The sequence below is a fragment of the Formosa undariae genome, from assembly GCF_042427615.1.
In the GTDB taxonomy this organism is placed as follows: Bacteria; Bacteroidota; Bacteroidia; order Flavobacteriales; family Flavobacteriaceae; genus Formosa; species Formosa undariae.
Genome location: NZ_JBHMEZ010000001.1, coordinates 675,808 through 698,368 on the forward strand (window position 1 = coordinate 675,808; position 22,561 = coordinate 698,368).

A 22,561-nucleotide genomic window follows, 5' to 3' on the forward strand; every position below is an offset into this window, starting at 1 on the left:
AAAATAATGCATGTTAGAATTAGCGGGGATAATTATACTAGGAATATTAGCACAATGGGTAGCTTGGAAATTTAAAATACCGGCTATTTTACCTTTAATTCTTATTGGATTATTAGTAGGGCCATTTGCTGCCGAATTTTTCTCTGACGATGGTTCCAAATGGATTGAACCTATTTGGAATGGGAGAGAAGGTCTGTTTCCTGGAGAAAGCTTGTTTTATTTTGTATCACTGGCCATAAGTATTATTCTATTTGAAGGCGGATTAACGCTAAAGTTAAGCGAGATTAAAAATGTTGCACCTTCTATTACTAAACTTATTACACTGGGTGCAGCCGTAACGTTTTTTGGAGCTGCGATTGCTGCGCATTATACGTTTTACTTAAGTTGGGAAATGTCGTTTCTGTTTTCAGGTTTAATTATTGTAACCGGGCCCACAGTAATTACACCTATTTTAAGAAATATTCCATTGCCTAAAGATGTCTCTGCCGTGTTAAAATGGGAAGGTATTTTAATCGATCCTATTGGGGCATTAATTGCCGTTTTGGTATTTGAATTTATTAGTGTAGATGCTGGAGGTGAATTTACTAAACGTGCTTTTATTGAATTTGGAAAAATTGTATTATTCGGATTCTCGTTCGGATTTACATTTGCTCATGCTTTAAACACGATTATTAACCGAAAATGGATTCCTCATTATTTATTAAATGTGTTTGCATTAGCGTCTGTGTTAGGTGTTTTTGTATTATCAGATTCTTTTGCGCACGAATCGGGACTTTTAGCCGTAGTTGTTATGGGAATGGTTCTTGGAAACTCTAAATCGGCGTATTTAAAAGAACTTCTTTATTTTAAAGAATCACTTAGTGTGCTATTAATTTCGATCTTATTTATTTTACTGGCCGCGAATATTAATATGAGTGATTTATTACTGATTTTTAATTGGAATACAGCTGTTCTATTTGCGATTGTAGTCTTTATTATTCGTCCGATAGCCGTGTTTATAAGTACGTATAAATCGACTTTAAAATTTAATGAAAAACTTTTTATTAGTTGGGTTGGACCACGTGGTATTGTGGCTGCGGGTATCGCCTCTTTATTTGGTTTAAAATTAGCGAAAAGTGGCGTTCCAGATGCCGAATATATTACACCCTTAGTATTCATGATTGTGTTGGGAACCGTATTATTAAATGCCACAACAGCACGTATGTTTGCAAAACTTATTGGTGTATTCTTGAAAAAATCTGAAGGTATTTTAATTGTCGGAGCATCAAAACTATCTCGTTTAATAGGACATTATTTAGAAGAAAACGGACGACACGTTGTACTCATAGATAGTAACCAAGAAAATATTAAAAAGAGTGAAGAACTTGGATTAGAAGGTATTAATACTAATATTTATTCTGATACCTTAATGGATAATATCGAATTGAACGACGTCGGGTATCTTATGGCGTTAACAGCAAGTGCCGATATTAATACCTATGCGATAAATAAGTTTGGAGAACAATTTGGTGAAAATGGATCGTTTAGGTTATTAACAGCCGATGAGATGAGTAATAGCGACAAGTTACCTAGAGAAGGTTTATTTGCGCAATCCGATGATTTTAATTCGTTAAGTGAAGTTGCTCGTAAATTTCCAGCAGTTAATGAAATTGAAATAAAAGACAAATCTCACTTTATAAGTCTATTAAAAATTAGTGATGCAGATTCAGATATCATCCCTATTTTTATTAAAAATAATAAAGGTGTACTAGATATTATTTCGGCTTCAAATAAAGAGAAGCATATTATTGAGCCTGGATTTAAATTAGTTTATATCGGAAAACCTTTCGATGTTGAGAAAATGTAACTTTTTCAATACTATTCAAATAAAATAAAAATGCTCGTGAATTTATTCACTAGCATTTTTGTTTTTTAATTTCAAACCAAAACCTACATAATATGTATTTCTGTAAAGGTTTTATCTACAATTAATTCCTGTGTCAGTTTACTTCGTTGTAGAGCTTCAAAAGTAATTTCGACATTATCAATTTCAATTTTAGATATTTCAAAAGGAATCCCTATAAATTTCAATTTAAAGCGCGTGTAAGGCGTTGTAAAACTACCTGTGGTATGTTGGTTTATAATTAATTCGTTTGCTTTACCTGTGAGTTTAAATTTACTCAAACTGTAGCGTCCTTTTGTGTAATCGTATCCATCATGTGCATCGTCAAATAACAGAGATTGTTCTTTTCCTAATTTATAGCGCACTTCCAAGGTGATCTCGTCAAATTTTTGTTCTCCCACATACTGCTGTATCGGATACTTTGGAATTATAGTACCTTCTTTTATAAAGATTGGCATGGTATCTAAATCGGCATCTACCCATATTTCTCTACCACCCTTAACAAACTCATTTGTCCAATGGTTATACCAATTTCCACGTGGAATATACATGCGTCTACCTTTAGAGTTTGGTTCTAAAATAGGACAAACCAAAATGTCGTTTCCGTAGATAAATTCGTCTGTTCTGTAATGGGTTTGTATATCTTCTTGATCGAAAAGAACTAGCGATTTTAATATCGGCGTTCCTTCGTCTAAATATTGCCAAAAAGCCGTGTATAAATAGGGCAGAAGCTGGTAACGTAATTCTATAAACGCACGGACTATATCTGTAACTTCGTCTCCAAACATCCAGGGTTCTTGATCGCCATGATCTCCGGAAGAATGCGTTCTACAAAACGGATGAAATACACCCAACTGAATCCATCGTGTAAATAACTCCCCATTAGGTTGTTCTGCAAAGCCTCCAATATCACTTCCAACAAACGAAAAGCCTGAAAGGGCCATACGTTGTGCTTGTACATTGGCAATCCATAAGTGTTCCCATGTCGCCACGTTATCTCCCGTCCAAGTCGAGGAGTAGCGCTGCGTTCCTGCATAGGCCGCTCTTGTAATTACAAACGGACGTTTGGGATATGCAAATTTCTTTAATCCTTGGTAGGTCGCTCTGGCCATTTGCATGCCGTAAATATTATGTGCTTTTCTGTGGCTACACGGATTTCCGTCGTAATCGTGACGCACATCGTCGGGGAAGGTTTTGTTAGGAACTTCCATAATAGCAGGTTCGTTCATATCGTTCCAAACACCTTTTACACCTATATCTTCTACGAGTTCCTTAAATAAATCGGCCCACCACGATCTAACGTCTTTATTCGTGTAATCTGGAAAAACACACTGTCCAGGCCATACTTTTCCTTTCATATGTGGTCCGTCGGCACGTCTGCAAAAATAATCGTTATCTAAACCTTCCTTAAAAATGGCATATTCTGGATCGATTTTAATTCCAGGATCAATAATAACTATGGTTTTAAATCCGTCGTCGGCTAATTCTTTAACCATGCGTTTCGGATCAGGGAAATACTCCTTGTTCCAGGTAAAACAACGAAAGCCCTCCATATAATCGATATCTAAATAAATAGCATCGCACGGAATCTGTAATGCTCTAAATGTGGAGGTGATTTCTTTGACTTTTGCCTCCGGGTAATAACTCCATTTACATTGGTGATAGCCAAGAGTCCACATGGGTGGTAATTGATGAGGTTTCCCTGTTAAATCTGTATATTTAGATACCACATCATTCATTTTTGGACCGTAGATAAAGTAGTAATTCATTTCGCCACCTACAGCCCAAAAACTAGTTACATTTTTGCGTTCATGAGAAAAATCGAAATTAGACCTAAAGGTATTATCGAAAAATACCCCATAAGACCGGCCGTGATGTAAACCGGTATAAAACGGAATGGATTTATATAAGGGATCGGTATATTTACCATAAGCGAAAGAGTCTGATACCCAGTTTTCGAAACGCTTCCCTTTTAGGTTTAAGTGATCTGCTTTATCGCCAAGGCCGTAATAACTTTCGCCGTCGTGAGAGACTTTACTCATTTTTACAATGTTACCACCATATTCGTAGCTTTCTTCCCAATGAAATCCAATTTCATCCTGACAAATTAGAGTGTTATCAATAGCATCGAATAACTTAACTTTTAGATTGCTTTTAAAGATTCGACATATCACCTTAGAGGTGGTGATAATGTAAATGTCTTTAGTTTCTTTAATCTCTAAATAATTGTATCCTGTTTTTGCATATTTTGAAATGGCATAAGAAAAATCATTTTCGAAATTACAATTCGTAGCATACCGAAAACGTAAGATGCTATCCCGAACTATTGTAAGTTGGAGCACCACACCATTCTCGGTTCTAAAATGAAGTGTATCGATGTTTTTCTCGTAAGAAACGATGTGATTGGGATATTGGTTTCCTTTCTGTTCTAATTCGGTATTTGTAATCATAAGCTATTAATTGGGATGGTATATAAACCTAATAATTTTTTTTCAAAATACTGTATGGCGATTTATAATTCTTTTCTGTTGAGTTAAACCATGTCTAGAAAACACTAAATACTGAAAACAAAAACGCATCACTCTGAAAATCAGTTTCAGGATGATGCGTTTGTTATATTAATTACTAATTCTATTTGTATTTAAACACACAAATAGCTAGCGGTGGTACTATAATAGTAACGCTATATGGTTTATTATTCAGAGTTGTCTTTTTCGCTTTAATGGCTTTAGTATTTAAATTATTTCCGCCACCAAATTCTGAACTATCACTACTAAAAATTTCTACCAAAATTCCTTTTCTAGGAACACCAATATCGTATTTTTCATGAGAGTTTGGAGTGAAATTACACACTACAATAAGATCGTTTTGTTCGTCGTGGCCTTTTCTAATGTAAGACATGACTGCATTTTTATGATCGTCGTAGCTAATCCATTCAAATCCTGCCTGAGCAAATCCTTTTTCGTATAAAGCAGGTGTGTTTTGATATAGCGTATTTAAGGTTTTTACGTAGTTTTTAGTCTGAATATGAGGTTCAAATTCTAGTAAATTCCAATCTAAACTTGTTTGAAAATTCCATTCGTTATATTGTCCAAATTCCGCTCCCATAAACAGTAGCTTAGTTCCTGGATGCGTGTACATATAACCTAACATTAGTCTTAAATTAGCAAAACGTTGCCATTCATCGCCAGGCATTCTACCCAATACAGAGTTTTTACCGTAAACCACTTCATCGTGTGAAATAGGAAGCATAAAATGTTCTGAAAAAGCATACGCTAAACTAAACGTAATTTCGTTTTGGTGGTAACTTCTATAAATCGGATCTTTCTTAAAATAATCTAAGGTATCGTGCATCCAACCCATCATCCATTTCATACCAAAACCTAATCCGCCATGTTCGACTTTATTGGTTACACCGGTATAGGCTGTAGATTCTTCGGCAATGGTTTGTACGCCATCGAACATAGAATATATCGCTTCGTTACATTCTTTTAAAAATGATACAGCATCAAGGTTTTCGTTTCCACCGTAAATATTTGGTTCCCATTCTCCGTCTTCTCTAGAATAATCTAGATAAATCATAGAGGCCACAGCATCGACACGTAAGGCATCGACATGATAATTTTTAAGCCAATACACGGCATTACTTATTAAAAACGAACGTACTTCTGGACGTTCATAATTAAAAATTAAACTCTTCCAATCCTGATGATATCCTTTTCTTACATCTGGATGTTCGTATAAATTAGAACCATCAAAATTACCCAATCCATGAGCATCTGAAGGGAAATGGGAGGGAACCCAATCTAAAATCACTCCAATATCTGCGTCGTGAAAGGCATCTATTAAGCCCATAAATTCTTGCGGCGTTCCAAATCTAGAAGTAGGGGCAAAGTAACCTGTAATTTGATATCCCCAAGACGGATCGTAAGGATACTCCATAATAGGCATAAATTCTACGTGTGTAAAATTTAGTTCTTTTACATATTCTACTAAAGTTTTAGAAAGCTCTGTATAGGTTAAAAAACGATCTTCTTCAACGTTTTTCATCCAAGATCCTAAATGTACTTCGTAAACCGCATAAGGTCTATCTAGTCCATTTTTCTCTTTACGATAAGACATCCAACTTTTATCTTTCCACTTATAATTGGAGGTTTCCCAAACAATAGAAGCTGTTCTTGGAGGATGTTCGCAACGCACGGCATAAGGATCTGCCTTTTCTGTTTTTATGTCGTTATTATTGCTAATAATGGCATATTTATATAAAGTGCCTTTACCAACATTAGGTATAAACCCTTCCCATATACCGCTGGAATCCCAGCGGACATATAGCGGGTGTTCTTCTGAATTCCAAAAGTTAAAATCACCAATTACCGAGACAGATTTTGCGCTAGGAGCCCAAACTGAAAAGTAAGTTCCTTTTTCACCTTCACAGGTAACAATATGCGATCCGAATTTTTCGAATAGATTGTAATGTTTTCCTGATTTGAATAGGTTTATGTCAAAATCAGTAAATAAGCTAAAAGGTTTAACCTTTGTCATAGTAGTATGTTGTAAATCGCTTCAACATTAATTGAAGTAAAAAATATAATTAAAAGCAATTAAAGTACAAATCCTGATGGAATAATAGCTCCTTTTTTAATAACTACAATACCATCTCTAATTACATAAAGATCGGTTTCTGTATCTTCTAAATGTTTTCCTCCGTTAATAGTTACGTCGTCTCCAATTTTACTATTTTTATCGATAATAGCATTGTTAATAACACAACGCTCACCGATACCAACAAGTATTTGAATGTGATTTTTCTCTATTTCTTCAAGAGTTTCATAATAATCAGATCCCATAATATAGGCGTTGGTTATTACGGTATCTTTTCCAATACGAGCACGAATACCAATTACAGATTTTTCAATTTTTGAAGCCTGAATAATACAGCCTTCAGCAATTACGGCTTCGTTTAATGTTGTTCCTGCCAGTTTTGTAGTTGGAAGTATTCTTGCACGGGTATAAATACGTTGATCTTTGTCGTATAAATTGAATTTAGGAATATCGTCGGTTAACCCAATATTTGCTTCAAAGAAAGATTCTATTGTTCCGATATCAGTCCAATAACCTTCATATTGATAACTATATACAGGACGTTTACCAATAGCTTGCGGTATAATTTCTTTACCAAAATCGTTAGTAGATGGGTCGTTCATTAAATCGACTAACAATTGTTTATTGAATACATAAATACCCATAGACGCTAAATAATGACGTCCTTCACCTTTCATTTCATCGCTTACTTCAGATTCCCAACCTTTAATTAATTCACTGTTAGGTTTTTCTATAAATGAAGAGATCATACTGTTTTCATCGGTTTTTAAAATTCCGAATGATGTTCCGTCTTTAGCATTTACAGGATAAGTAGCGACACTAATTTCGGCACCGCTTTCAATATGCTTTTCAATCATTTCATTAAAATCCATTTGATATAGCTGATCTCCAGAAAGGATTAAAGCGTATTCGAAATCGTTTCTTAAGAAATGATGCATACTTTGTCTTACCGCATCTGCAGTACCTTGAAACCAATTACTATTGGTCATCGTTTGTTCGGCAGCCAATACTTCTACAAAGGCTGAACTAAAAAAACTAAAGTGATACGTATCTTTAATGTGTTTATTTAAAGACGCAGAATTAAACTGTGTAAGTACAAACATACGTTTGATGTCTGAGTTAATACAGTTTGAAATGGGAATATCAACTAAGCGGTATTTTCCTGCAATAGGAACAGCTGGTTTAGATCTGTCTTCTGTTAAAGGGTAGAGTCTTGAACCTTGACCTCCACCTAAAATTATTGATAATACTTTGTTGTTCATCATAAAAAAGGATTTAATGAGTTATAGACGTTTATATATGATTTAGCTGAGGCATGCCAAGAATGGTCTATAGACATAATATCAGATCTAGTTAGTTTAAATTTATCGGTATAGTAGAAGGCGTTGGCACGTTCTATGGCTTCACAGACTTCTGAAACGGTTACATTATTATGACAAATTCCAAAGCCACCATCAAAAATGTCTTCTACCGTGTCTTTTAGTCCACCTACACTATTTACCACAGGAATGGTACCGTATTTTAGAGAATACATTTGGTTTAGACCACAAGGCTCTACACGGGATGGCATTAATAGAAAATCTGCACCAGCATAAATAATATGCGAGAGTTTCTCGTCGTAACCTATAAAAGCATTGTATTTGTTACCAAATTTTGTTTTAAGGTTTCTGAGTTCATTTTCTGTATGTTTTTCACCAGAACCTAGTAATAATATAGAGATGTCGTTTCCAAATAAGGATTCTGAAAATATTTTAGGAAATAAATCGGCTCCTTTTTGTTCTACCAAACGGCCAATAAAAGCAAAAAGAGGTCTGTTAACATCTAAATTAAATTCCTTACAAAGCCATTCTTTATTAGCTTGTTTGCCTTGTTCTATGGTGTCTTGAGTATAATTTTCAATTATTAAAGGATCGGTTTCTGTGTTCCAGACTTCGGTATCAATTCCATTTAAAATACCAATACATTTAGCATGTTCGTCACTTAATAATTTCTCTAGTCCATTGGCATTTTCCTTTAACTCGTCCATGTAGCTTGGAGATACCGTAGAAACAATCCAAGAACATTTTATTGCAGAAGCTAGCGGATTAATAAGATGGTTCCAATCTAGTAAACCAACGCGACTGAATTTAAATTCAGGAATTAGATATACTAAATCGTGAGAAAACGCACCTTGATATTGAGCATTATGAATTGTAAATGCTACGGGTATTTTTCGCAACATAGAATATCTATACGATTCTTGAGCCATAAACGGAATAAGACCTGTATGGTGATCGTGGCAATGTATGACGTCTGGTAATGTTTCGCCCTGAGCAATCCAATCTAAAGCCGCTATTTGGAAGGCTAAAAACCGTTCTGTATCATCAGATGTGTACACAAAATCGGAATACAAAAGTTCCGGAACATCGACAAAGTAAATGTCGAAACCCAAGTTATTATCTACTAAGGTTAAAATTCTAAAATCATAATCTGTTTCGCCCATAAGAATGGTATCGTTATATACAGGCTTAAACTTATGTGTTTTAGTGAATTTGTTATTGTAGAAAGGCATGACAACTTGAGCCGTAGCCCCAAGTTCATTTTGGTATTTTGGTAGCGCACCTAATACATCTGCTAAACCTCCGATTTTAGCAATTGGATAACATTCGGCACTTAGATGAGTGATAATCATAGTCTATAAAATGGCATTTGTCCCTAAATTTAAAAATATTAATTGAATCCGTTATTACGATTTAAATCTATTATTGAAAAAATAATTATTAAAAATAGTTTTATCTCAATTCGAAATTAGATTTATCTGTTTTTCTGGGGATGGCTGGGCGGTTTGTTCTGTATTTTACTGGAAATTAATTTATAGCAAAAAAAAAAGACTGCCTTTTCAGACAGTCTTCTTATATAATTATATTGTAATTTTATTAGTCGTTTAGTTTTAAAACGGCCATAAATGCTTGTTGAGGTATTTCTACATTTCCAACTTGACGCATACGTTTTTTACCTTTTTTCTGCTTTTCTAAAAGTTTACGTTTTCTAGAAATATCTCCTCCATAACATTTTGCAGTTACATCTTTACGTAAGGCTTTAATGGTTTCTCTAGAAATAATTTTAGCACCAACAGCGGCCTGAATAGGAATATCGAATTGCTGACGAGGAATTAACTCCTTCAACTTTTCGCACATTTTCTTTCCTATATTTTGTGCGTTATCTGCGTGAATTAATGCAGAAAGTGCATCTACAGGTTGTGCATTTAACAAAATGTCAAGTCTTACTAATTTAGACGTCTTCATACCAATTGGATGGTAATCGAAAGAGGCATATCCTTTAGAGACTGTTTTTAAACGATCGTAAAAATCGAATACAATTTCAGCTAAAGGCATATCGAACGTTAATTCTACACGCTCAGGTGTTAAATAGGTCTGATTTAAAATCATACCTCGTTTTTCAATACAAAGTGACATTACATTTCCTACGAAATCTGCTTTTGTAATGATGGTTGCTTTAATATATGGTTCTTCAACTCTGTTTACTGTTGAAGGATCTGGTAAATCTGAAGGGTTATTTACAATAAACGGGACATCCGGGTTTTTGTTTGTAAAGGCGTTGTAAGATACATTGGGTACTGTAGTAATCACAGTCATATCGAACTCACGCTCTAAACGTTCCTGAATAATTTCCATGTGCAGCATTCCTAAGAATCCACAACGGAATCCAAAACCTAAAGCGGCAGAACTTTCTGGAAAGAAAACTAAAGATGCATCATTAAGTTGCAACTTTTCCATAGAGTTACGTAACTCTTCGTAATCTTCTGTATCTACAGGATAAATACCTGCGAATACCATTGGTTTTACGTCTTCGAAACCTTCAACTATATTTGTTGTTGGGTTGTCGAAATCTGTAATTGTATCTCCTACTTTTACTTCTTTTGCTGTTTTAATCCCTGTAATAAGATATCCAACATCTCCAGCTTTAACGCTTTTCTTTGCGACTTGTGTTAGTTTTAAAGTTCCAACTTCGTCGGCAAAATATTCTTTACCTGTAGCGACAAATTTAATTTTTTGTCCTTTTCTAATTTCACCATTAAAAACTCTAAAATAGGTTTCAATACCTCTAAATGTATTGTAAACCGAGTCGAAAATTAAAGCTTGAAGTGGTTCGTCTACATTCCCTTTTGGTGCAGGAATACGTTCTATTACAGCTTCTAGAATTTTATCTACACCAAAACCTGTTTTTCCACTAGCATGAATAACATCTTCTGGCTTACAACCTAAAAGCTCAACGATATCGTCTGTTACTTCTTCGGGGTTGGCACTAGGTAAATCTACTTTATTAAGAATAGGAATAATTTCCAAGTCATTTTCTAAAGCTAAGTATAAATTAGAAATTGTTTGCGCTTGAATACTTTGTGCAGCATCTACAATTAAAAGAGCACCTTCACAAGCAGCGATAGAACGTGATACTTCGTAAGAGAAGTCAACGTGACCAGGAGTATCAATAAGGTTTAAAACATATTGTTCTCCTTTATAAACAAAATCCATTTGGATGGCGTGCGATTTAATGGTAATACCACGCTCGCGCTCCAAATCCATAGTGTCTAGTAGCTGATTTTGTTTTTCACGTTCGGTAACCGAACCTGTGTAATCTAATAAACGATCGGCTAAAGTACTTTTACCGTGATCGATGTGTGCAATGATGCAAAAATTTCTGATGTTCTTCATAAAGAAAAATATACCTGGCTTTAATCTGCAAATATAGGTGATTTACATTAGCAATTTTGTTTTTTTAAAAAGTAGTTTTTGTGGGAAAAATATTTCTTAAATAAAAAGGTTTTCCGTAAATATATTAAATTCAATTAACCTAAATTTGTAGGTATCAACTTCAATATATGTACATTAAGTTAATGTTTCTTACTTTTTTATGCTCTTCTGCATGTTTTTCTCAAGACATTCAGGTTTCGGGGTTCATAAAAAATGCACAAAACTTACCTATCGATTTTGCTAATGTAATTCTTACAAATACAGACGATGCTACTATTGTGCATGGTGCTACTAGTCAGGACGATGGGCATTATGTTTTGAAAAATGTTGCTCTTGGATCCTACATTTTGGAGATTAGTTTTATAGGATATACAACTTATAAATACAATTTAAAGGTTGATGGTGACACGAAATTAGACCTCGTCGTTTTGCAAGAATCTACAGAAGAATTAGATACTATAAATATTATAGCCAAGAAGCCCACATTTAAAAAACAGTCCGATCGTATAATTTTTAATATAGAAAAAACCTCACTAACTGAAGGAAGTGTTATGGATGTGCTAAAAAGCACACCTGGTATTTTAGTGATGAATGATGAAATTAGCGTTAGAAACAGTTCTAATATTATTTATTTAATAAATAATAAAAGGGTGCATTTAACGGGAGAAGATTTACAACAGTTATTAGCCGGAACAGATGCGTCTCATGTAGAATCTGTCGAGGTGGTTACTAATCCGTCGGCAAAGTACGATGCAGAAGGGGCTGCTGTGATTAATATAAATATGAGTAAAAATTTAATTACAGGTTATAATGGTAGTCTGTATGCGAATTATACTCAAGGTATTTATCCGAGATTTAATGCAGGAATGAATCATTTTTATAAAACGAAAAAACTAGACATTTTTGCAAATTATTCTTACGGAGAAAGTGAATTAGAGATATATAATAGGAGCGACGTTAATTTTATCGAAGACAATACCATCGTAGGAACCTGGCGCAGTGAAAATGATAGAAATACAAAATCAAAATCTCATAATGCAAATGCTAATGTAGATTATGCTTTTAATAGTGCCAATGTATTATCCTTCTCGACCAATGTAAATGTAACACCTTATTGGAAGCGTGAGGGATATATGGAAACGGAAGCTGTAGATTCTTCATTTAGTTCTATGAACAATATGGACGATTCTAAAGTTAATGTCGCAGCCAATTTAAATTACGTAAACACATCTAAATCGGGAGATGTCTTTTCTGTAAATTTGCATCATACCAATTATGATTACGATAGATATCAGGATATAAATTCAATGTATTTTGATGAGAATGATCAATTCTCAAGACAAAATATTTTTAATTCAATGTCCGATCAAAACACAAAAATATTTTCTGCACAGGCAGACTATAGTATGAGTTTAGAGCATGATATAGATTTTGACTTTGGAATAAAATCCTCGTTAATAGATTCTAAAAGTAGCTTAGATCAATATTATTTGAAAGATAATAAGTATTGGAACGATGATGAAAATAGCGGTGTTTTTGATTATAACGAAATGAATTACGCAGGATATATTAGTATGTCTAAAGCTTGGGAAACGTGGCAAGTATCTGCTGGATTACGAGGAGAATATACCGATATCGAAGGAAAGGTAAGCAGTACGAATAACAGTAATAGTTTTGACTATTTTAAATTATTTCCAACCTTTAATGTTTCTAAAGAATTTAATGAAAATCATAGTTTGGGACTGTCTTACGGAAAACGGATAGAAAGGCCAACGTACTCGTCTTTAAATCCGTTTAAATATTATTTTAACGATTATATTTATCTTCAAGGAAATTCTAATTTACAACCTACAATATCTCATTTAAGTACGCTGTCTTACACGCTAAAAGGAACCTATACTTTCGAGTTGTATTATCGGTACGAAAAGGATCCGACATCAGAATTAGTTTTCCAAGATAATACTAGTAACGAGATTGTTTACAAACCAACGAATATGGAAAAATCGATCGATTATGGATTCGATTTTTTAACTTTTAAACCGATAACAGATTTTTGGTCTGTCTATTTTGTCAATTCTATTTTTCATACAAGAGACTATTTTAAGGCTGCCCAAAGTGGGAATTCTACAGAATATAACGAAACGTGGTCTGTATATTCTAATTTCATGAATTTCTTTACCTTTTTAGAAGATCGTAGTTTTAGTGGTGAAATCTCGTTGTTGTATATGGCACCAATGATTAATGGATCGTCTAATGTGTCTTCAAGAACACAAGTGGATTTGGGGATAAAAAAGAGTTTTAAAAACGGAAAATGGGTCGCTTCGCTTAAAGCCAGTGATATTTTTAGAACAACAGATTTTACTGTAAAAAACAAGTATTTAAATCAGGATAATCAATATTACGGTCGCTTCGACAATCAATGGTTTCGTGTAGGGCTACGTTATAATTTTGGAAACACAAGACTAACTACTAATGAAAAAGAGGATACAGAATTAAATGAACGTAATCGTTTAAATTATGAAAGTTCACATAATTAGAGATATTCTAATTGATTGACTTATAATGTTTTTATATCGTCATATTATTTAAATAATTGTGTTATTTTTGAACAACCATTTTTTATTTTATGTCTTTAAAACTAACTTATCTAATTCTATTATGTTCCTGTTTTTGTTTCGCTCAAGAAAATAAAATTTCTGGTAAGGTTCAGGACAATCATGATTCTCCAATCGCATATGCGAATATAATTTTAGTAAATAAGGCAGATGACTCTAAAATATTAGGAACAATAACTAACGATACAGGGTATTTTGTTATAAAAAATATTGAAACTGGAACCTATAATCTAGAAATTAGTTTTGTAGGTTATTCTAGTTATTCCACAGAGTTAGTAATAGATAAAGTGCTTTTCTTGAATTCTGTTGTTTTAAAAGAAATATCTCCAGAAGAGTTAGAGGTTATCGAAGTTATTATTGAAGACGTAGATAAATAAAATTATTTATTAAAGTAAAGTCGTCGGATAATTATCCATGCGTAATCTTCCAATTTAAACCCATCATCTACAAAACATTAAAGAATTAGTATTTATTCCTCAATTTAAGTATTTTTGCTCACTTAAAAAATAGACTTTGGTTAAAATAGATACTATAGAACTTCCCGATTTTCCTTTGCTTTTAGCACCCATGGAAGATGTTAGCGATCCCCCTTTTCGTGCATTATGTAAAGAACAAGGCGCAGACGTAGTGTATACAGAATTTATTTCTAGCGAAGGACTAATTCGTGATGCTGTAAAAAGCACTATGAAGTTGGATATCTATGAAAAAGAGCGTCCGGTTGGTATTCAAATATTTGGAGCCAATTTAGAAAGTATGCTTCAAACCGTAGATATTGTCACTGCATCTAAACCAGATATAATAGATATTAATTTTGGATGTCCTGTAAAAAAAGTAGTCTCTAAAGGCGCTGGAGCGGGGATTTTAAAAGACGTCGACTTAATGGTGAGTTTAACCGCAGCCATGGTAAAACGTACAAATTTACCAATCACTGTAAAAACCCGCTTAGGTTGGGACCACGATTCTATTCGTATTATGGAAGTTGCCGAACGTTTGCAAGATGTAGGCTGTAAAGCGATTTCTATTCACGGACGTACACGTGCACAGATGTATAAAGGTGATGCTGATTGGGGGCCAATAGCAGATGTGAAAAATAATCCGAGAATGCATATTCCTGTTTTTGGAAATGGAGATGTAGACACGCCAGAAAAAGCGATGAAAATGCGAGATGAGTACGGTTTAGATGGCTGTATGATTGGTCGTGCTAGTATTGGAAATCCATGGTTTTTTAAGCAGGTGAAACACTTTTTTGAAACCGGAGAACATCTTGCTCCAATTACAATTGAAGAGCGTGTAGAAGCCGCTAAGCGTCATTTACAAATGGCAATAGATTGGAAAGGTGAAATTTTAGGTGTTTTTGAAACTCGTCGTCACTATACAAATTACTTTAAAGGCATTCCGCATTTTAAAGAATATCGTCAGAAAATGGTAACTAGTGATGCTTCAAAAGACGTTTTTGATGCCTTCGATTTGGTATTAAAAGATTTTTCTGATTATCAGTTTAAGGAATAAAACGGTTTTAAATGGATTCTACTAATGACTTAGAAATCCTTACAGAAGCAATTTTTGAAGCCATAATGCCTAAAACCGATATAGTGAGCATAACCACAATAACATTGGATACCGTTATCGCAACCGGGTAAGGTAGGCTAGGCGTAATCATAACTAAAGAAAAGGCTTGCTGTATCGCTACGATTATAAGTCCGAGAACTAAACCTACAATCCCTCCAAAAACAGACATTAAGCTGCCTTGATAGAAGAAAATACGTCGGATATCTTTTACTGAAGCTCCGAGTTTATACAGCGTACTTAGTGTTTTTTTCTTGTCTAAAATCATCATTATTATAGAGCCAATCACATTAAAAAGGGCAATGATTAAAACTAAGGTGAAGATTAAATACACCGCTAAATTTTCAGTATTTAACATTTTATAAAGCGCATCGTTCAACTGAATACGATTTTTAATAATAATAGTATCTCCTAAAATATCTTCTAATTGTGGTTTTACGATGTCTTCCTCTGCATTAGGACTTAGTTTAAATTCAATAGCAGAAAGTTCGTGGTTTTCATAACTTAAAAGTTTCCGAGACATTTCAAGGTCGGTGTAAACGTAAGTTTCGTTTAGAGTCTCGTTAATATCGAACAAACCAACATTAATACACTCTATGGCGTTAAAAGCACTCTTTGTTGAGGTTATTTGACCAGTTCCTGGTTTGGGAACATAAATGGTAACAGATTTTCCATAGTCTAAAACACCCAGCGATAAATGATTAGAAATACCCCAACCAGCAACCATTTGGTCGGTGTTAGGACGTAACCAACTTCCTTGAATAATTACAGAATCTATAGCGTTAACTTGATTATAATTTTCGTCGACACCTTTTATAAATGCAGGGTAATTTTTATCGTCGTAAGCCAAAATTACACGTTCTTCGATAATTTTTGAATAAGATGAGATGTCTTCTAAGCCTTGCAATTTCTGAAACTGATCATCAGTAAGAATAAACGACTTTCCTGAGGTAGGAACAGCTTTTAGATCGGGATCGATTATGGTAGAAAATTGTAACGAAAAATCCTTTAAACCAGAAAATCCAGAAAGTACAATAAACAATGAAGCCGCACCAAGAATAACTCCTACTGCAGCGATTATAGTAATAAAATTAATGGCATTGTTGCTGCTTTTAGAGCGCAAATAGCGTTTGGCAATGTACAGCGGGAAATTCAATTTACGACTTTTTATGATCTCCTAAAAGACCTGGGTCTTTAATAGGGTTGTCTTTTCCTTTTAAAGATTGTTCTATCTGGTCGATGTATTCTAAAGAGTCGTCCACAAAAAACTCTAAGTTAGGCATTCTACGTAATTGGTGTTTTGTACGTTGTGCTAATTCGTGTCTAATTAAAGGCTTGTTAGAACGAATACCAACTAGTAATTCTTTTGCTTTATCGTTTGGGAAAATACTTAGGTATACTTTCGCAATAGATAAGTCTACAGTTACATTTACTTTAGATACCGAAATAAGGATCCCTTGCATACCGCCTTGTGTTGCGGCACTTTGAAGTACATCTACTAAATCACGTTGTAAAACTGAGCCTATTTTTTTTTGTCTATTACTTTCCATGGTGCAAAAATAGTCGATATTTAAAGATTATCTTACTTTTTGATTGTAAAATTTACTTTACGGTTAAAAAGTATAAAATATTTAATTCACAGTGGTTTATGGAGTGTGCCGTGAATTTAGCGAACTAGGAAGATAATTTTTGAAAAAGTAATTATGAAAAGGCTTGCAGTATTTTAAAAATAAATGTAATATTGCACTCCAATTTTGAGGTCCTATAGCTCAGTTGGTTAGAGCACCTGACTCATAATCAGGTGGTCCATGGTTCGAGTCCATGTGGGACCACTTCAATATTGTTAAGCCTTTCGAGAAATCGAGAGGCTTTTTTGTTTTCAGTGGGTAAAAAGTTTTCAAAATCTAATCCGCATTTTTTTTTAATTCTAGAAGAAATAAAGCGCCATTTCGATACAATAAGACGTGATCCGCAGAGTTTAAAGACGCTTATTTAGTTTACCATTTTAATACATCTAATATTTTGTCGTAATTTGGAGCCCTCATTAAAAACATACAATCAGTTATGTTTCTTTTCGGCATTTAACTTTTAGATTTAAAAACCATAGAATGGATATTGTTATTATTGAAGACGAAGATTTAGCGGCAAATTCTTTAGAGAATATGTTACTGAAAATGGAGTATCCTATTACTATTAAAAAGCGTTTAGAAAGTATTGAGCAGTCTTTAGACTGGTTTAAGAACAACACATGCGATCTTATTTTAAGCGATATCCACTTGGGAGACGGTGAGAGTTTTGAGATTTTCGAAACTTTAAAAATAGAAATTCCCATCATTTTCACAACGGCATTCGACCAATATGCCATACAATCATTTCAGTTTTTCGCTATCGATTATTTATTAAAACCATACGATAAGCTTCGTCTAGATAATGCCATAAAAAAGCACATTAATTTTAACGAAAATACGGTAGTCGATTATAGTCAGTTAGATAAGTTTCTTACGCAACTAAAAGCCGGTGGGGAACAGAAGGAAGAACAAGGGCGTTTTTTAGTGTCTAAGGGAGAAACGTTGCTGTCTATAGAAAGTCATGAAATCGCTTATTTCATGGCAGAAAACAAATCCCTTTTTATTTTTACAACGGCTGGAGATAGTTATCTGTACGACGATACCATTTCTAATTTAGAGCATAAATTATCCGAAAAGCTCTTTTTTAAGATAAACAGAAAATATATTATTAGTCATCTAGCTATTAAAACTATTGTAAAGTACAGTCAGAATCGGTTGAAAATAGAATTACAGACACCAGTTAATACTAACGACTTGATTTTTGTAAGTTCCAATCGTATAAATGCTTTTAAAGATTGGTTAAATCGCTAGTATGTCTTCAAATAATTTATTCTTAAAATTTAAACAACACAGGCAGTATTTCTTTATTAGTTTGTTGTTTGTTGCCATTTATTTTATTGGAAGTGCACTAATAACTCCCAAAATTACGTCTGTTACCGAGAACTTAGTGGAAGATCTTATTCAGGGGAATTTAAAGTCTAAGGAAAATGTGGTGCTTTTCGAATTTAATCAGCTTAATAGTTATTTGATTGATGCAGAAAAAGTTATTGAATATTCTGCTCAAACCTCTGCTCAAGAATTAAAAGATAAATTACTGTTTACTTCGGGTTTAGCTTTAGAAAATCAGAACATTTCAAATACGTTTATCCGGTTTTTAAACGCAGATACAGATTCGTTTTATAGCGCGAATACAGATGCGTTATATGCTAAGGAAGTTAATGCGTACCTCAACCAGAAAGACGTACTAAAAACTAAAAGCACAAGAGATACAATTATTACAAAGCAAAACCGTGTGCTGTATAGAAAGTCGTGTGCTGTGAAATTAGAAAATGGTACCAGTGTAACTTTTGGCTATGATGTGGACTTGTTGAATTTTTGGGACTATTTCTCCGAAAAATATAAAGGAGATGGAGGATATACTGTAATTACAAATAAGAATGGTATTTGCCTTTTACATCCCGATACAAAATACATTGGAAAAAAACTACAGAGTTATTTCGAAACAATTTCTATAGACAAAGTACTTCAGAGCACAATTAAAATTAATGGGTATTATGTGCCAAGAAACGACAATATACTTAAAACTAAAGCAGTTTCAGAATTTCTAGACTTAGAGGTTTTAAGATATTACGATACGATTAAAATAAACGATACACCATTAATTGTGGTGGTTAGTTTTCCGTTAGAAATCCATTTAAAAGAAACCACACAGAGTATACAGCGCTATTTTTCATGGATTAGTTTCTTAGCGTTTGCGACGTTTATGCTTATTTTAATTGTGTATAGGTTGCAGTTAAAAAAAGAATTTGTTGAAAATCTGAGGGTTTTAGAAGAGAAGGAGCAGTTAATTTATGCAAACGAGAAATATCAAAAAGAAAATGCAGTCCTTCAGTTAAATCAATTGAAGAAGAAGATGAATCCTCACTTTCTATTCAATAGCTTAAATTCTTTACATGTTCTAATTGATTTGAATCCGGAGTTGTCCCAGCAATTTGTATTGAAGTTAGCAGATGTGTATCGCTACCTTTTGGAAGAGCGAGATGGTAATTTAATATCTGTAAAAAAAGAAATTACGTTTTTGCAACACTATGTGTTCTTGCAGGAAATTCGTTTTAATAACAGTTTAAATGTTTCCATAATACATAATAGCGACGACAAAGTACTTCTAAATAAAATACCTTTTTTGTCCTTAGAAACTTTAGTCGAAAATGCGATAAAACACAATAATATTACAAAGCAAAACCCTTTATTTATAGAAATTAGAATCTTAAACGATAAGATTGAAGTTTTAAATAATTATATGCCAAGAAAGCAAAAGGTTGAGAATAGTCATCGCATTGGATTAACTTATTTAGAGAATACGTATCTACATTATCAAATAGAAAACTTCAAAACAGAGATTTTAGACGGAAAATTTATCTGTACACTTCCCTTTATTGACCTAAAATAGTATTTCACTCCCTGTTTTGCCGAGTTCACTCCTTTTTGTTTTGTGAACTCTGTTATTTAATGAAAATTTGACACATAATTAACATTTTCATGAGATACTCCTTCTGTAAAGGTAATGCCCTTTTTCGTTTTTCTGTTTTTTTAATACTCTTCTTAATTAGCAATGTAAATTTTGCTCAAGACAAAGAAGACGAAGTAAAAAAAGATAGTACAGATGCTTCCGACACTAAAAAACTGAATTACCAGAAATTTTTAAAGGACGGAAACGTTAAAAAAGGAGTCTTCAATATATACACCATAAAGGAAGATTATTATTTCGAAATTCCGGACTCACTGCTTTCTAGAGATTTTCTTATCGTAAATAAAGTGTCTAGCGTGCCTTACGCTTTAAATGGTCACGGATTAAATAAAGGAATGACATTCGAAACCAAATTGGTTCGATTTTATAGAGATACGTTATTAAATAAAATTTGGGTTAAAACGATAAATCCAAAGGTGAAATCTCCAGAAAACGATGCAATTACTCTATCTGTTAAAGATAATTTCAGGGAGTCTGTAATCGAAGAATTTGATATTGCAGCGAAGAATACAGATTCTACTTCTGTGTTTATAAAAGTGAATAAAATTTTTAACGGAAAAGAGAAAAGTTTTAGCGATGTGCTAACAAATATCGGATTAGGAGGAAGTGTGAAAACAAACCTGTCTAAAATAGAAACTGTTAAATCGTTTCCCGAGAATATTGTTATCAAATCGGCATTAACCACTTCTGTAGCCGAAGGAAAAAGCCCCGACTTACCATTAACTATTGGAGTTACTGCAAATATTGTATTATTGCCGACTGAAATTATGAAACCACGTTTCGACGATAATCGTATTGGGTATTTCAGTATTCCATTGGAATATTATTCCGACAGTCAGCATGAGGTTGAAACACGTCACATGATTACGCGTTGGAATTTAGAACCAAAAGATAAAGATATTGAAGCGTATAAAAAAGGAGAGTTGGTCGAACCTAAAAAGCCAATTGTATATTATATAGATCCTGCGACACCAAAACAATGGAGACCTTATATAGAGCAAGGTGTTTACGATTGGAATGTGGCTTTCGAAGCCGCTGGATTTAAGAATGCTGTGAAAGTTAAATTTCCGTCGGATACAGATTTAGATTTCGATGCCGACGATGTGCGCTATTCTGTAATTACGTATGCTGCTTCAGAAAAACAAAACGCTATGGGACCATCGGTTGTTGATCCTAGAAGTGGTGAGATTTTAGAATCGGATATTATCTGGTGGCACAATTTAATGAAAGGATTACATTCTTGGATACGTGTGCAAACGGGACCGATAGACCCTAAAGCTAGAGGTAATAAATTCTCCGACGAACATATGGGAGAAGCCATCCGTTTTGTGTCTTCTCACGAAGTTGGACATACCTTCGGGTTAAAACATAATATGGGAGCCTCTTTTAGCTATCCTGTAGATTCTTTAAGATCGCGAACTTTTACATCTAAAATGGGAGGTACAGCACCGTCTATTATGGATTATGCACGATTTAATTATGTGGCACAACCAGAAGATCATGTTGTAGATATTACTCCAAAAATTGGGGTATACGATATGTATGCGATTGATTGGGGTTACAGATGGATAGAAAACAAAACGACTCACGAAGAGTTACCTATTTTAAACCAATGGATACGTAAGCATGAAAATGATCCCTTGTATTTCTATGGTGCACAACAAAGTGCTGTTGTAGATCCAAGATCTCAGAGTGAAGACTTAGGTGATAATGCAGTTAAAGCCAGTGAATACGGACTTAAAAACTTAAAAAGAATTATTCCTAATATTTTAAAATGGACTAATGAAGACGGGCAAGATTATTACAAGGCCTCTAAATTATATAAATCTGTTATAGACCAATGGGAGCTTTATAATAATCACGTTATGGCAAATATTGGTGGTGTGTATGTAAACAATACTATTTATGGCGATGGTAAAGATACTTATAAGCCAGTGCCTGGAGCGTTTCAAAAAGAAGCTTTAGATTATTTAATAACCAATGCAATTCTACCTCAGAAATGGTTGTTTACGCCAGATATAATGAATAAGATATTCGCTGTTAGAGATGCACCAGATGGCGAACGTTATTACTCTCCGGTGTCTATGTTACGTATTTATCAGACCAATGTTATTTATGCGTTGGTTAAAACAGATCGTTTAATGCGAATTACAGAGAACGAGGTTTTGTTAGATGCTGATGAGGAGGCTTTTACCGAAGAATATTTATTTGACACTCTATTCGATGCCATTTTTGAAAAAACAAAACACGGAAAATCTTTAGATATGTTCGATCGTATTACTCAGAAAAACTATATCGATGTTTTAACTGTAGATAGAAATAAACTACTAGAAAAAACGAAAGAAAAAACAATTTCTGACGACACTAACAACTTCAAAAACATTCATTTTTCTTATTTGCCTCGAGTTGCAGATATCGGTACAAATAAAAGGGCTGCTTTAGAAAAAGCATTAGAATTATTAGAAAAAAAGAAAAGAAAAGGAGATCGCGCGACTAAGGAGCATTACAGTGATTTAATCGCAAGAATTACTTATAATTTGAAAAATTAA

At 33.8% G+C, this 22,561-nt stretch carries 14 protein-coding genes and 1 tRNA gene; 8 read left to right on the forward strand and 7 right to left on the reverse strand.

Annotation, left to right across the window (positions count from 1 at the left end; translation table 11 throughout):
* Positions 1-10 precede the first annotated feature (10 nt).
* Positions 11-1,846 (forward strand): cation:proton antiporter, encoded by a 1,836-nt coding sequence (locus tag ACFFVB_RS03000; RefSeq protein WP_382381018.1) that lies wholly within the window; start codon positions 11-13, stop codon positions 1,844-1,846.
* 83 nt (positions 1,847-1,929) lie between these two features.
* Here the strand turns inward: ACFFVB_RS03000 and ACFFVB_RS03005 are convergent, their stop codons facing one another.
* The 5 genes from ACFFVB_RS03005 to lepA all read right to left on the reverse strand — a co-directional run bounded on the left by ACFFVB_RS03005 (position 1,930) and on the right by lepA (position 11,196).
* Positions 1,930-4,332, reverse strand: coding sequence for a glycoside hydrolase family 31 protein (locus ACFFVB_RS03005; protein WP_382381020.1), 2,403 nt, complete (start codon positions 4,330-4,332; stop codon positions 1,930-1,932).
* A gap of 181 nt (positions 4,333-4,513) precedes the next feature.
* Entirely contained in the window at positions 4,514-6,424 is a 1,911-nt protein-coding gene (gene glgB / locus ACFFVB_RS03010) for a 1,4-alpha-glucan branching protein GlgB (protein WP_382381022.1), read from the reverse strand.
* 59 nt (positions 6,425-6,483) lie between these two features.
* On the reverse strand, positions 6,484-7,749 hold the full coding sequence (locus ACFFVB_RS03015; RefSeq protein WP_382381024.1) for a glucose-1-phosphate adenylyltransferase: 1,266 nt from the start codon (positions 7,747-7,749) through the stop codon (positions 6,484-6,486).
* On the reverse strand, positions 7,746-9,155 hold the full coding sequence (locus ACFFVB_RS03020; protein WP_382381026.1) for a glycogen synthase: 1,410 nt from the start codon (positions 9,153-9,155) through the stop codon (positions 7,746-7,748). Before ACFFVB_RS03020 ends, ACFFVB_RS03015 begins: the two co-directional genes overlap by 4 nt.
* A 244-nt stretch (positions 9,156-9,399) precedes the next feature.
* The gene (gene lepA, locus ACFFVB_RS03025) at positions 9,400-11,196 is read right to left on the reverse strand and encodes a translation elongation factor 4 (RefSeq protein WP_382381028.1); all 1,797 of its coding nucleotides are present in this window, start codon (positions 11,194-11,196) and stop codon (positions 9,400-9,402) included.
* Between the two features lie 167 nt (positions 11,197-11,363).
* Here lepA and ACFFVB_RS03030 point away from each other — a divergent pair, with 167 nt between their 5' ends.
* The 3 genes from ACFFVB_RS03030 (at position 11,364) to dusB (ending at position 15,359) form a co-directional block, all read left to right on the forward strand.
* On the forward strand, positions 11,364-13,772 hold the full coding sequence (locus ACFFVB_RS03030) for an outer membrane beta-barrel protein (RefSeq protein ID WP_382381030.1): 2,409 nt from the start codon (positions 11,364-11,366) through the stop codon (positions 13,770-13,772).
* Positions 13,773-13,861: 89 nt separating this feature from the next.
* Positions 13,862-14,227: a carboxypeptidase-like regulatory domain-containing protein gene (locus ACFFVB_RS03035; RefSeq protein ID WP_382381032.1), complete on the forward strand. Its 366-nt coding sequence runs from the start codon at positions 13,862-13,864 to the stop codon at positions 14,225-14,227.
* A gap of 136 nt (positions 14,228-14,363) precedes the next feature.
* Positions 14,364-15,359 carry a tRNA dihydrouridine synthase DusB gene (dusB, locus tag ACFFVB_RS03040; RefSeq protein WP_382381034.1) on the forward strand — a complete coding sequence of 332 codons (996 nt, stop codon included), beginning with the start codon at positions 14,364-14,366 and terminating at the stop codon, positions 15,357-15,359.
* Between the two features lie 7 nt (positions 15,360-15,366).
* Here dusB and ACFFVB_RS03045 read toward each other — a convergent pair whose 3' ends face one another.
* Together ACFFVB_RS03045 and rbfA are read right to left on the reverse strand one after the other, a co-directional pair.
* On the reverse strand, positions 15,367-16,572 hold the full coding sequence (locus tag ACFFVB_RS03045; protein WP_382381036.1) for an ABC transporter permease: 1,206 nt from the start codon (positions 16,570-16,572) through the stop codon (positions 15,367-15,369).
* 1 nt (position 16,573) lies between these two features.
* Positions 16,574-16,966, reverse strand: a complete 393-nt coding sequence (gene rbfA, locus ACFFVB_RS03050) for a 30S ribosome-binding factor RbfA (protein WP_382381038.1) — start codon at positions 16,964-16,966, stop codon at positions 16,574-16,576.
* 208 nt (positions 16,967-17,174) lie between these two features.
* On the opposite strand from rbfA, the gene ACFFVB_RS03055 reads away from it, so the two are divergent.
* From ACFFVB_RS03055 to ACFFVB_RS03070, 4 genes are all read left to right on the forward strand, one after another.
* Positions 17,175-17,248 (forward strand) — tRNA-Ile (locus tag ACFFVB_RS03055).
* A 276-nt stretch (positions 17,249-17,524) separates the two neighbouring features.
* Positions 17,525-18,295 carry a LytR/AlgR family response regulator transcription factor gene (locus ACFFVB_RS03060; RefSeq protein ID WP_382381040.1) on the forward strand — a complete coding sequence of 257 codons (771 nt, stop codon included), beginning with the start codon at positions 17,525-17,527 and terminating at the stop codon, positions 18,293-18,295.
* A gap of 1 nt (position 18,296) precedes the next feature.
* Positions 18,297-19,934: a histidine kinase gene (locus tag ACFFVB_RS03065; RefSeq protein ID WP_382381042.1), complete on the forward strand. Its 1,638-nt coding sequence runs from the start codon at positions 18,297-18,299 to the stop codon at positions 19,932-19,934.
* An 89-nt stretch (positions 19,935-20,023) separates the two neighbouring features.
* Complete coding sequence (locus tag ACFFVB_RS03070) at positions 20,024-22,561, forward strand: zinc-dependent metalloprotease (protein WP_382381044.1); 2,538 nt, start codon at positions 20,024-20,026, stop codon at positions 22,559-22,561.

Excerpts from the sequence above, each read along its gene's own strand:
- ACFFVB_RS03000 (WP_382381018.1), top strand. The coding sequence starts at position 11 with ATGTTAGAATTAGCGGGGATAATTATACTAGGAATATTAGCACAATGG.
- ACFFVB_RS03005 (WP_382381020.1), bottom strand. The coding sequence starts at position 4,332 with ATGATTACAAATACCGAATTAGAACAGAAAGGAAACCAATATCCCAAT.
- glgB (WP_382381022.1), bottom strand. The coding sequence starts at position 6,424 with ATGACAAAGGTTAAACCTTTTAGCTTATTTACTGATTTTGACATAAAC.
- ACFFVB_RS03015 (WP_382381024.1), bottom strand. The coding sequence starts at position 7,749 with ATGATGAACAACAAAGTATTATCAATAATTTTAGGTGGAGGTCAAGGT.
- ACFFVB_RS03020 (WP_382381026.1), bottom strand. The coding sequence starts at position 9,155 with ATGATTATCACTCATCTAAGTGCCGAATGTTATCCAATTGCTAAAATC.
- lepA (WP_382381028.1), bottom strand. The coding sequence starts at position 11,196 with ATGAAGAACATCAGAAATTTTTGCATCATTGCACACATCGATCACGGT.
- ACFFVB_RS03030 (WP_382381030.1), top strand. The coding sequence starts at position 11,364 with ATGTACATTAAGTTAATGTTTCTTACTTTTTTATGCTCTTCTGCATGT.
- ACFFVB_RS03035 (WP_382381032.1), top strand. The coding sequence starts at position 13,862 with ATGTCTTTAAAACTAACTTATCTAATTCTATTATGTTCCTGTTTTTGT.
- rbfA (WP_382381038.1), bottom strand. The coding sequence starts at position 16,966 with ATGGAAAGTAATAGACAAAAAAAAATAGGCTCAGTTTTACAACGTGAT.
- ACFFVB_RS03060 (WP_382381040.1), top strand. The coding sequence starts at position 17,525 with ATGGATATTGTTATTATTGAAGACGAAGATTTAGCGGCAAATTCTTTA.
- ACFFVB_RS03065 (WP_382381042.1), top strand. The coding sequence starts at position 18,297 with ATGTCTTCAAATAATTTATTCTTAAAATTTAAACAACACAGGCAGTAT.
- ACFFVB_RS03070 (WP_382381044.1), top strand. The coding sequence starts at position 20,024 with ATGAGATACTCCTTCTGTAAAGGTAATGCCCTTTTTCGTTTTTCTGTT.